8 protein-coding genes are annotated in these 12065 nt (G+C 71.6%); 3 read left to right on the top strand and 5 right to left on the bottom strand.

What is annotated here, in order from left to right; translation table 11 throughout:
* The first annotated feature begins 23 nt into the window (after positions 1-23).
* Positions 24-2945 carry a bifunctional glycosyltransferase/CDP-glycerol:glycerophosphate glycerophosphotransferase gene (locus ACZ4AA_RS04335; RefSeq protein WP_467594964.1) on the top strand — a complete coding sequence of 974 codons (2922 nt, stop codon included), beginning with the start codon at positions 24-26 and terminating at the stop codon, positions 2943-2945.
* Complete coding sequence (locus ACZ4AA_RS04330) at positions 2942-4090, top strand: glycosyltransferase (RefSeq protein ID WP_467594961.1); 1149 nt, start codon at positions 2942-2944, stop codon at positions 4088-4090. Before ACZ4AA_RS04335 ends, ACZ4AA_RS04330 begins: the two co-directional genes overlap by 4 nt.
* 69 nt (positions 4091-4159) lie before the next feature.
* Here ACZ4AA_RS04330 and ACZ4AA_RS04325 read toward each other — a convergent pair whose 3' ends face one another.
* Together ACZ4AA_RS04325 and ACZ4AA_RS04320 are read right to left on the bottom strand one after the other, a co-directional pair.
* Positions 4160-4984 (bottom strand): ABC transporter ATP-binding protein, encoded by an 825-nt coding sequence (locus ACZ4AA_RS04325; protein WP_467595163.1) that lies wholly within the window; start codon positions 4982-4984, stop codon positions 4160-4162.
* Position 4985: 1 nt separating this feature from the next.
* Complete coding sequence (locus ACZ4AA_RS04320) at positions 4986-5903, bottom strand: ABC transporter permease (RefSeq protein ID WP_467594957.1); 918 nt, start codon at positions 5901-5903, stop codon at positions 4986-4988.
* Between the two features lie 173 nt (positions 5904-6076).
* Between ACZ4AA_RS04320 and ACZ4AA_RS04315 the strand changes: the two genes are divergently transcribed.
* Positions 6077-6733, top strand: a complete 657-nt coding sequence (locus tag ACZ4AA_RS04315) for a TetR/AcrR family transcriptional regulator (protein ID WP_467594953.1) — start codon at positions 6077-6079, stop codon at positions 6731-6733.
* A 16-nt stretch (positions 6734-6749) separates the two neighbouring features.
* On the opposite strand, the gene galE is transcribed toward ACZ4AA_RS04315, so the two are convergent.
* From galE to ACZ4AA_RS04300, 3 genes are all read right to left on the bottom strand, one after another.
* Positions 6750-7730, bottom strand: a complete 981-nt coding sequence (gene galE, locus ACZ4AA_RS04310) for a UDP-glucose 4-epimerase GalE (protein ID WP_467594949.1) — start codon at positions 7728-7730, stop codon at positions 6750-6752.
* A gap of 105 nt (positions 7731-7835) precedes the next feature.
* Positions 7836-9431 carry a glycosyltransferase family 2 protein gene (locus tag ACZ4AA_RS04305; RefSeq protein ID WP_467595160.1) on the bottom strand — a complete coding sequence of 532 codons (1596 nt, stop codon included), beginning with the start codon at positions 9429-9431 and terminating at the stop codon, positions 7836-7838.
* Between the two features lie 55 nt (positions 9432-9486).
* Complete coding sequence (locus tag ACZ4AA_RS04300; RefSeq protein WP_467594946.1) at positions 9487-10755, bottom strand: glycosyltransferase 87 family protein; 1269 nt, start codon at positions 10753-10755, stop codon at positions 9487-9489.
* Positions 10756-12065: the final 1310 nt, after the last annotated feature.

The raw sequence follows: 12065 nt of genomic DNA, 5'->3' as shown, positions 1-12065 counted from the left end.
GTGTGATGTCTACGATTAATAGGATGAATGTGGATCAACCTCGCGTGTTCGCCGAACAGGGCACAGAGCCCGCCGCCGCCCCCTCGGGGGCCGAGCCGGACGGGCCCGCCGTCTCCGTGGTCGTCATCGTCTACAACGACGCCGCACGGCTGCCCACCGCCGTGCGCTCCGTGCTGGACCAGACGCTGCACGACGTCGAGGTCGTCATCGTCGACGACCGGAGCACCGACGGCTCGTACGAGGTGGCCCGCGGACTGGCGGCGGCCCACCCCGGCCGGGTACGGGCCTGCCGGCTGCCCGAGAACAGCGGAGGCTGCGGCGCCCCCCGCAACCGCGGCATCGCCGAGGCCCGCGGCACCTACGTGCTCTTCCTCGACAGCGACGACGTCCTGGAGCGCAACGCCTGCCGCAACATGCTGGAGGCCGCCGAGGCCACCGGCGCCGATCTGGTCTCCGGCCTGTGCGTGCGCGTGCACGTCGACTCGCGCACCGGCAAGGAGGTCAAGTGGTACCCCTGGCTCTACGAGCGCACCCGGACCCTGGAGTCGATCTCCGAACTGCCGGACCTGCTGGTCTTCGACACCCTGTCGACCAACAAGTGCTACCGCAGACGGTTCCTGCTCGACGAGGGGCTGCGCTTCCCGGTCGGCATCCACTACGAGGACCTGCTCTTCTCCGCCCAGGCCTACGCCAGTGCCCGCCGCATCACCCTCATCCCCAACCGGGTGTACGAGTGGAGGGTCGCCGACAAGGCCGAGGCGAAGTCCATCAGCAACCGGCGTGACGAGATCGCCAACTTCACGCACCGCATGGAGATCCACCGCCGGGTCGACCGGCTCCTCGCGGACAAGGGCCACCTGGACCTGAAGTTCGCCAAGGACGTCAAGTTCCTCAAGCACGACCTCGTGCTGCACCTGCGCGAACTGCCCTTCCGCGACGCCGCGTACCGCGAGGAGTTCGCGGCGATCGCCCGGCAGTACCTGGAGTCGATCGACCGCGCCGCCTTCGACGAGACCGAACCCATCCACGCCATCTGCGCCTATCTCCTCCAGGTCAGCGACTGGGACAACCTGCTGCCGGCCGTGGACACGCTCACCAACCGCGACAAGATCTCCTCGCCGCTGGTCGAGCGCGACGGCCGCGTGTACTGGTGCGCCGAACACCTCGACGACCCCTTCGGCCGGCACGTCCTGGACGTCACCGACCTCGGCCACCACGTCAAGCCGGTCGACCGCATGTTCCTGCGCAACGCGCTGACCTCGTACGAGAGCACCGGTTCGACCGTCCGGCTCGCCGGGAGCATCACCAACCCGCTCGGAGTGATCCCGGCCGGCGCGCGGCTCTCCGCGGAACTGGAGTTCTACGCACGGCGCCCCGGAGTGCGCTTCCAGACCTTCCGCTTCCCCGTGGCGGACGTCCGGCACGCGGGGGAGACGGTCGCCTGGGAGACCTCGGCCGACCTCGCGGCCGTGCGCCCGCTGGGCATCGTGGACGCCGTGTGGGACGTACGGCTCCACCTCGACGTCGACGGCGTACGCACCACGACCCGGCTCACCGCGGCCGAACCCGGCCTGGCCGCAGGGCGGTTGCCCGTCCGGCCGCGGCTCACACGGCTGGTCGCCGACCGTATCGAGCCGGTCGTCTCCTCGCGCGGGCATCTGTCCTTCCGGCTGGTCCCCGACAAGAAGGCGAGCGTCCTCGTCCAGCGCGGTGTGCACGGCCGGGCCGGAACGCTCGCCAAGACCGGCTACCGCAAGGCCCGTTCCCTGCGCAAGGAACTCACCTCCGGCGAGACCAAGATCCGCCTCTACCACGAGGTGTTCAGCCGGCTGCCCGTCCGCAAGGGACTCGTCGTCTTCGAGAGCCACCTGGGCCGCCAGTACAGCGACAGCCCCCGGGCCATCTACGAGGAGATGCGCCGCCAGGGGCTGGAGTTCGAGCCGGTCTGGGCGTACAGCGACAGCCCGGCCGGCTTCCCCGACGACGCCACCCTCGTACGGCGCTGGTCCCTGCCCTATCTCAGGGCGCTCGCGCAGGCCGAGTTCTGGATCGACAACCAGAGCTACCCGCTGAAGCTCGCCAAGCGACCCGACACGACGTACATCCAGACCTGGCACGGCTCCGCGCTCAAGCGGATGGGCTTCGACGAGGCCGAGTGGAAGCTCAAGTCCCGCGAGGAACAGGCCGCGCAGCAGCGGACACTGGACCGGTTCGACCGCTTCCTCATCCGCTCCGAGCACGATGTGCGCACCCTCGCCCGGGCTTTCCGGCTCCAGGAGCGGACCCTGCTGCGGGTGGGATACCCCCGCAACGACGCACTCGTACGGGCCAGACAGCGGGAGGAGACCGGAGCGGCGCGGGAACGCGGCGCGCTGGCCGCCGAACTGGGCATCCCCGAGGACCGGCAGATCCTTCTCTACGCGCCGACCTTCCGCAGCCGCGGCAACGGGCAGAAACGGTTCGAGCTGCCCTTCGACGTCGAGCGCTTCGCCGACACCTTCGGCGACCGCTATGTCCTCCTGGTCCGCTCCCACTATCTGAACCATGTGGTGCTGCCGCCGTCCGTGCGCGGCCGGGTCGTCGACGTCACGGCCCACCACGACGTGACCCCGCTGCTCGCCCTCGCCGACGGACTGATCACCGACTACTCGTCCGTGATGTTCGACTACGCCCTCCTGGACCGTCCGATGTTCTTCTTCGCGTACGACTACGAGGCGTACGCGCACGAGGACCGCGGGACCTACTTCGACCTGCTGGAGCGGGCGCCGGGGCCCGTGGTGCGGACCGAGGACGAACTGCACGCCGCGCTGGGCTCGCTGGAGGAACAGTCCGTCAAGTACGCGCCCAGGCGCGAGCAGTTCCTCGCCGGCTTCGGCGAGTACGACCAGGGGACGGCGGCCCGCGCGGTCGTCGACCAGTTCTTCGGGCAGTGGAGGCGCGGATGACCGGCCGGCAGCGGGACATCTTCTTCGTCTCCAACAGCGTCGACGAACTGGGCGGGGTGACCAGCTGGTCGCACCAGATGGCCCGGCTCTTCACCGGGCGCGGCCACCGCGTGCACGTGGTGGGCGTCACCGAGCCGGCCGTTCCCCAGGAACTGGGCGAACTCCCGTATCCCACGACGACGTTGTACGACGTCCACCCGCTCCGGGTCGGAGGGGCGCGCGGGCTCAGGGGGCGGCTCGACCTCGTCGAGCGGAGACGGCGGGCCGAACGGGCCGCGGGCATGCGGGAGAAGGCCGCCGAGCTGACCGCGCTGTTCCGGGCCGCGCGTCCCGGGGCCGTCGTGATCGTCACCCAGGTGTGGGCCATGGAGTGGGTGAAGCTCGCCGACACCGGCGGGTTGACCGTCATAGGGATGAGCCACGAGTCGTTCGAGTACTCCCGGACGACCTCGCGCTTCCGGCGGGTCCAGAAGCACTACAAGGACGTCGACCGGATGCTCGCGCTCACCCGCGAGGACGCCGACCTGTGGATCGGACAGGGGCTCGACAACGCGTCCTTCATGCCCAACCCCCTTCCGTTCATGCCCGCGGTGGCCTCGCCGCGCACGGAGAACGCCGTCGTCAGCGTGGGCCGGCTGACGGACCAGAAGGGCATCGACATGCTCCTCGACGCCTGGTCCGAGGTCGTCCCGCTGCACCCCGACTGGCGGCTGCGGATCTACGGCTCCGGCGAGGACGAGGAGATGCTGAGGAAGCAGTGCACCGCCCTCGGGCTCGACGACTCGGTCGACTGGATGGGGCGGACGAGCGATGTGCCGGGCGCGCTGCGCGGCGGCTCGGTCTTCGTGCTCTCCTCGCGGGGCGAGGGCTTCCCGCTGGCGCTCATGGAGGCGATGGCCACCGGTCTTCCGTGCGCCGCCTTCGACTGCGCGCCCGGTGTCCACGAGATCGTCCGGGACGGCGAGGACGGCCTGCTGGCCACGCTCGGCAACACCGGTGAACTGGCGCGCCGGCTGGACACGCTGATGTCCGACAAGGCGTTGCGGGACTCCATGGGCGAGGCCGCGCGCGTGAACATCCAGCGCTTCACCACGGACGAGGTCGTCCGCAGGTGGGAGGAACTGTTCGCGTTCCTGGAGCGCTGAGCGGACGGGGCCGGGAACGACCCGAGGCGGAGCCGTCGCCGGCTCCGCCTCGGTCGGGTGCCCGGGTGTCTACTTGCCCGTGAACTTCTCGTACTCCTTGAGGACGTCCTCGGTCAGGCCGTCCATGCGCAGTTCGCCGCGCTCCAGCCACAGGACGCGGTCGCAGGTGTCGCGGATCGACTTGTTGTTGTGGCTGACCAGGAACACCGTGCCCGCGGTCTTGCGCAGCTCGCGGATGCGTTCCTCGGACCGCTTCTGGAAGGAGCGGTCACCGGTGGCGAGGGCCTCGTCGATCATCAGGACGTCGTGGTCCTTGGCCGCCGCGATGGAGAAGCGCAGCCGGGCCGACATGCCGGAGGAGTAGGTCCGCATCGGCAGGGTGATGAAGTCGCCCTTCTCGTTGATGCCCGAGAAGTCGACGATCTCCTCGTAGCGCTCCTTGATCTGCTCACGGGACATGCCCATGGCGAGGCCGCCGAGGTAGACGTTGCGCTCACCGGTGAGGTCGTTCATCAGGGCCGCGTTCACGCCGAGCAGCGAGGGCTGGCCGTCGGTGTAGATCTTGCCGTTCTCCACCGGGAGCAGGCCCGCGACCGCCTTGAGCAGCGTGGACTTGCCGGAGCCGTTGGTGCCGATCAGGCCGATGGCCTCGCCGCGGTAGGCGGTGAAGGACACGTCCTTGACGGCGTGCACCTTGCGCACACCCGCGGCCTTCTCGGCTTCCTTGCGCCGCAGCATGCGGTTGAGCGCGGCGGTGGCGCTGCCGCGCCCCCCGCCGGTGCCGTTGACCCGGTAGACGATGTCCACGTGGTCGACGACGACGGTGGGGACCAGCGCGTCGGCGGTGCCGGCCGCGCCCTGGGGCCGCGCGTCCTGCGTGAGGGTGTCAGCCATGTCAGCCACGTCCGTACGTCTCCTCGGCCTTCCAGAAGTAGATGAAGCCGCCGACTCCGGCGAGCAGGGCCCAGCCGATCGCCAGCGCCCACACGTGGTGCGGCAGCTGGTGGGCGTGGAAGCTGTCGATCAGGGCGTAGCGCGTCAGGTCGATGTAGACGGCGGCCGGGTTGCTCTCCAGGGCGATCATCGCCCAGTGCGGCATGTGGCTGTGCTTGAGCGTCGAGGCGATGCTCCACATGACGCCGGAGACGTACATCCAGGTGCGCAGGACGAACGGCATGAGCTGCGCGATGTCCGGCGTCTTGGCGCCCATGCGTGCCATGACCAGGGCCACGCCCGCGTTGAAGACGAACTGGAGCACCAGGATGGGCACGACGAGCAGCCAGGAGGCGCTCACCGGAACGCCGAAGCAGAGCAGGATGACGACCAGCGCGGCCATCGAGAACAGCAGCTGCTGGAGCTGCTGGATGGCGTACGAGACCGGCAGCGCGGCGCGCGGGAAGTGCAGGGCGCGGACCAGGCCGAGGCTGCCGGAGATGGCCCGGGTGCCGGCCATGATCGAGCTCTGGGTGAAGGTCCAGATGAAGACGCCGGTGACCAGGAACGGCACGAAGTCCGGCACGCCGTGCTTGGTGCCGAGCAGCACACCGAAGATGAAGTAGTAGACCGCCGCGTTCAGCAGCGGGTTCGCCACCTGCCAGACCTGGCCGAGTTTCGCCTGGCTGTACTGGGCGGTGAGCTTGGCGGTGGCGAAGGCGGTGATGAAGTGACGCCGTGCCCACAGCTGGCGGACGTACGCGGGCAGGCTCGGGCGCGCACCGCTGACGGTGAGGCCGTACCGGGCGGCGATGGCCGCGGCGTCTTCGGTGGGGGCCGGTGACGCCATCGGGGGCGGTGTGTTGAGGACCTGGCTCACATCCGTTGCTTTCGCTCGGGGGGTGGGGGCGCGCGGTCGGTCCCGTGAAGTTTCCGACGGCGTTTCTTGCCGTTTTCTTGCGTCGGAACGGGACCGTATCGTCGTAACGCGAGAGTAGGCCCAACCGACGTCGGAACGCAACCGTTTCGTCGTAACGCCCTATGCTGGTGCGTATGACGACGAACGCCGATACAGCCGCGAGTGCCCCCACGCCCGCGCCTGCCGACGGAAAGCCCCGGCGCCGCCGGGCTCCCGCCGGTGCGGCCGTCCTGCGCGAGGACGTCACCGAGGCGATCCGCGCAGCAGTCTTCGAGGAACTCGCGTCCGTCGGCTACGCCAGGATGTCCATCGAGGGGATCGCCCGCCGCGCGGGGGTCGGCAAGACCGCGGTGTACCGGCGCTGGCGCTCCAAGCTGCACCTCGTGCTGGACCTGGTCTCGGCGATCGCTGTCCAGGGGCTGCCCGCGCCGGACACGGGTTCACTGGAGGGCGACCTCCGTCTGCTGTACGAGGTCACCTCGCGCGCGCTGCGGCACCCGGTGGCCGGCCAGATCATCCCCGACCTCCAGGCCGAGGCCGCCCGCAACCCCGAGATCGCGGACGCCATGCAGGCGGCGCTGCGGGAGGGGCAGCAGTCGGTGGCGAGCGGGATCGTCGCGTCGGCCGTCGCGCGCGGCGAGATCCGCGAGGGAGTGGACGTGGACCTCGCGCTGGACGTCATGTCGGGACCGCTCTACTGGCGCGCGGTGGTCGTCCGCGGCCCGAAGGTCCCCAAGGGCTACCTCCCCAGCCTGGCCCGCGCCACGGCAGCAGCCCTGAAAGCCCTCTGACCGACCGGCTCCGGCGTCAGGCCCGGGTCGGGTTCGGGTGGTGGTGGAGCCAGCCTCTCCAGGCTGAGGTGATCATGTCGTCCACGTCGTGGCGGGCCTTCCAGCCCAGTTCGTCGGCGATGCGGTCGGCGGAGGCGACGACGCGGGCCGGGTCGCCGGGGCGGCGCGGGGTGGTGACCGGGGGGAGGTCGTGGCCGGTCAGGGCGTTGATGCGGTCGATCATCCCGCGCACCGAAACCCCTTCGCCGCGGCCGATGTTGAGGGTCAGGGAGGTCCCGGGGGAGGCCGTCAGGGCGCGGGCCGCGGCCACGTGCGCCTCGGCCAGGTCGACCACGTGGATGTAGTCGCGCACGCACGTGCCGTCCGGCGTCGGGTAGTCGTCGCCGAACACACGCGGGGGTGCGTTCTCGGTCAGCTTCTCGAAGACCATCGGGACGAGGTTGAAGACGCCCGTGTCGGCCAGTTCGGGGGCCGCCGCGCCGGCCACGTTGAAGTAGCGCAGGCACGCCGTGGACAGGCCCGTCGCCCGGCCCGTCGCGCGCACCAGCCACTCGCCGGCCAGCTTCGTCTCTCCGTACGGGCTCATCGGCGCGCAGGGAGTCTCCTCCGTCACCAGGTCCACGTCCGGCATCCCGTAGACCGCGGCCGAGGACGAGAAGACGAACGCGGTCACGGAGGCCGCGGTCACCGCGTCCAGCAGGACGCGCAGGCCCTCGACGTTCTCCCGGTAGTAGTGCAGCGGCCGCTCCACGGACTCGCCGACCTGCTTCTTCGCCGCCAGATGGACGACACCGGTCACGGAGTGCTCCGCGAGCGTCCTGGCCACCAGGTCGCCGTCCAGGGTCGAGCCGACCACCAGCGGGACGTCCGAGGGCACCCGCTCCGCCGTCCCGGTGGACAGGTCGTCGTACACCACGGCCTTCTCGCCCGCCTCGCGCAGCGCGCGGACGACGTGCGCTCCGATGTAACCGGCGCCGCCGGTGATCAGCCAGGTCATGTGGGGCCGTTCTCCTCGTGGATGGGTCCGTGTACCGGACCGCGTGCCTGTGGCCGGGGGCGGGCGCTCGTGACGGTGTCCGCGTCCGCGCCGCGCGTCCGCGTATCAGTGAAGCAGGCGCCTGAGCCGCCGGGACACCACCTCGGTCATGCCGCGCCAACCGGACGCCGTGCGCAGGCCCAGCGCCCCCGCGTGTGTCCGGTACGGCTGCACGAGGAGAACCCCGTGGTGCGCGTCCGGAATCGCACGGCGGCGCAGCAGGCCGGGTCCGCCGAGCGCGTGCGCCGACGTCTCCCGGCTCGTGCCGTCGCGAAAGCGCACGGTCAGACGCAGATCCCAGACGCCCGCTCCCAGCGCCGACAGTTCCACCGGTGCCTCGGCGGACCAGGAGTCGCCGTAGCGGTCTGCCACCAGGGCGGCCCTGCCGCTCAGGCCCACCCGCCCCTCGTCCCGGTGGACGAACTCCAGGTCCACCGAGACGGGACCCGCCTCGGCCATGCGCCCGTACAGCTCGTGCACGCGCAGCCGCAGCCGGGTGCCCCGCACGCGGGGGCGCAGCTCCGCCTCGACGGCGAGGGGCAGCAGATGCACGGCCCGGCCCAGCAGATGCTCCACGGTCACCTCGGGGAGGTCGGCGGACCACACGGGGGTGCCTTCGCCGTCCCGGGCGTAGGGCGGGAGCAGCCGGGCCGGACGGGCCGCCAGTTCCCTGAGACGGGGCAGGTCGCGCGGGGTCGGACAGGCGAGGATCACCCGGGCGACGAGCCGGCCGGGGGCGGCCGGATTGACGGTGAAGTCGGCCGCGTCGAACGTCGACAGATACGCCCGGGTGAGGTCCCACCAGGCGCTCCGGTACTCGGGGGTGCGCAGTTCCAGCTCGCGCGTGTACATCCGCAGCTCGTGGTCGAGGAACTTGCCGTGCACGGCCCGCGCGAGCTGCTTCTCCCCGGCGTTCAGCAGGATCTCGTAGGCCGCCCGGTTCGCCTGGGTCCGCGCCCGCCAGTTGCTCATGCCGGCGCGGTCGAGCGAGATGGACAGGCGGTCGGCGGTGCGCCGCACGTGCCAGATGTACACCGTCTCGGGGATCAGGACCATGCGCGGCGAGGCGGCCAGGACCCGCGCGGTGAACACGAAGTCCTCGTAGGGGTAGCGGCCCTCGGGGAAACGGATGCCGTGCTCGCGCAGGAAGTCGGTGCGGTACAGCTTGTTGACGCAGAGGGTGTCGTGGGTGAGCCGCGGGCGCCGCGAGGGGCGGGATATCACCGTGGGCCGTGCGTAGAGCGCGCGTTCCCAGGGGACCTCGCGGCCCGAGGGCAGCTCGCGCCGCACGCACAGTCCTGCCGCCACCTGGACGTGGTGTTCCTCGGCGGAGCGCAGCAGAGCGTCCACCGCGCCGGGCGGCAGGACGTCGTCGCTGTCCAGGAACATCAGGTACGGGGCCGAGGCCGCGTCGATGCCGTCGTTGCGCGGGCTGCCGCAGCCGCCGCTGTTGGCCGGCCGGTGGATCACCCTCAGACGCGGCTCCCCCTCGGCGAGGGCGTCGAGGAGGGCGCCGCTGCCGTCGGTCGAGCAGTCGTCCACGGCGATGACCTCGCGCACGGCCGGACCCTGCGCGAGCGCCGAGCGCACGGCGTCCGTGACATGGCCGGCGTCGTCGTACCCGATGACGACGACGCTGACCTTCGCCTGGTGAGGGTTCATGTGGTCCACGAGCCGGAATCGTAAGGATTGCGGGTAATTCTCCGTTAAGAGTCCGTCACTGTCTTGTTCGGAGCCCGGCGGGAATCCGGTGTGTGCCCGGCTCCGCGCCGGTCGGAGCGGCGGGGTACGGGGCGGCCGTGGACAGGCCCGACCGCCACAGCCGTACGAAGGACATCCCCGCCGCCGTCGCCAGCAGGCCGTTGCGTACGAGCATCAGCAGGCAGCCCGTCCAGGTGCTGCGCACCACTTCGCCGTACATCCCCGGGTACGCCACGGAACTGACCGCCGTCGCCGCCACGATCAGCAGGGCGACCGGGCGCTGTGTGGTGTGCCGCGAGGTCAGGCAGACGGCGGCGAGACCCAGCAGCCACACCATGTACTGGGGGCTGATCACCCGGCTCGTCACGGTGAACAGCAGGACGGAGGTGAGCGCCGCGTCGTAGGGGGTGGCGCTCGTCCAGCGGCGTGCCCGCACCCGCCACAGCAGTACGAGCCCGAACGCGGCGGCCGTCAGGGCGAGCGAGCAGGCCGCGACCGCGCCGGTGTACGGCCCGACGAACTCCATCGCGCCGTACTGGTAGCGGGCCGTGCCCGGCCAGCCGGCGTGGCGGGCGAAGCCCAGGACCGTGCCGCCGAGGGACTCGATCTGGACACCCCGGCCGCTCTGCTGGCGCAGGAAGTCGAAGGGGTGGCCGAAGGCTGCCACGAGGACGGCGAGCAGCGCGGCCCCGGTGACCGCCGCCGAGGTCCACACCTCCCGGGTGGTCCGGCCCCGCGGGGTGCCGATCAGCGCCAGCGCGGGCCATACCTTCACGAGCGCGCCCGCCGCGGCGAGGGCGCCGCCCACGCGCGGGCGGCGCGAGAGCGCCAGCAGGGAGACGACGGCGAAGGCGGTGACCTGCACGTCGTACCGGGCGAGCGGGATGTGCAGCAGCAGGGGCAGGCCCAGCACCCACAGCCAGGCGCCGCGCGCACTGCGGCCGGGCCGCAGTCCCGCGCGCGTGAGGGCGACGACGATCACCGCGTCCGCGGCGAGCGTGCAGACCACGAACGCGGTGAAGTAGGTCAGCCCCGGCAGCAGTCCGGGTGCCAGCAGCACCGCTCCCGCGCCCGGCGGGTACTGCCACAGCCGGTCGCCCGCAGGGAACGCGCCCTGCGACAGGACGCCGTACCAGTGGAAGTAGAGCCGGCGCACCTCGCGGGACACCCCGCCCCCGCCCAGCGGGGCGAGCCGGTCATGGGCGAGAAGCCACAGCATCAGGGCGCGCGTGAGGAGCCAGGCGGCGGCGAGGGCGGGCGGGCGGTGGTTCCGGAAGACGCTCATCAAGCCCGGATCGTAAGCCGCATGGATGGGTCATACCGTGCAATACGCGTCGATACCGGTCAAAGGTTGTTTAATAGCAAAAAATCGGCCCCATGGTGTATGTGTGGATGAGGCTGCCGACGGCTCGGCGGACTTCGCTCCGGCAGGCGTCGGTCCGGCAGGCGTCGGCCGGACGCGCCGAGACCTGGCGCGCGGGCGCCGGCCGTCCGGTGGTCCGGTGCCCGGAGGCGGTGGCCGTCGCGCTGTCCGTCCTCGTGCCCGTCCTGGCCATGCTCGCGATCGGCCTGTGGCGGCTCGACCGCGGCGGCATGTGGCGCGACGAGGCGGTGACCTTCCAGGTCGCGCGGCGCTCGGTGCCGCAGATCTGGCACCTGCTGCACACCGTGGACGCCGTGCACGGCCTGTACTACCTGCTCATGCACCCCGTCCTCGCCGCGTACCCCGGCGAGACCGCCCTGCGCCTGCCCTCCGTCTGCGGCGCCGCCGCGACCGCCGGGCTCGTGGCCGCACTCGGTGTCCGCCTGAGCCGCCCGCGGGTCGGCCTGTGGGCGGGCCTGCTGTACGCCGTCACCCCCATGACCGGCCACTTCGCCCAGGAGGGCCGCTCCTACGCGCTCGTCGCGGCCGGTGCGGCCGGCGCGACCCTGCTGCTGGTGCGGGCCGCCCGGTCCACCCGGCCCGGACCCTGGTGCGCCTACGCGGTCACCCTCACCGTCACCTGTCTGCTGCACGAGATGGCCCTGCTCCTGCTCCTCGCCCACGCCACCACGCTCGCGCTCGCCCGGGTACCCGCACGGGTGTGGCGGGTCTGGGCCCTCGCCGCCGCGGTCGTCGCCGTGGCGCTGGCACCGCTGGTCCACGTCTCCCACGACCAGTCCGCGCAGGTCGCCTGGCTGACCCGGACCGATCTGGCCAGCGCGAAGCGCCTGCTCGGGCAGTTCACCGGACCGGCCCGGCTGGTGATCGTGCCGTATCTGGTCCTCGTCGCGCTCGCCTTCAGGCCCGGACGGACCCCGCGCGGCACGTTCTCGCTCCCGGCCGTCGCCCTGCCCCTGGTGACCGTGCCCCCGGCGGTGCTCCTGACGGTCTCGCACTGGCGCCCGCTCTACGACGAGCGCTACGTCCTGTACGCCCTCGCCGGGGCACCGCTGCTCGCCGCCGCCGGAGCCGACCACCTCGCGACGCGACTGCCGCGGCTGCTGCCCCACGCGGTCGCCACCGGCGTCCTCGCCGTGACGCTCGTCCTCGCCGTCCAGTTCCCGCTGCTGCGCGAGGACCGCAGCGCCGACACCCGACCCGACAACCTGGCC

It is taken from the genome of Streptomyces sp. NPDC024698 (assembly GCF_055559015.1).
Note: the sequence above shows the minus strand (reverse complement) of the source record. Positions and strands in the feature narration are given on the sequence as shown.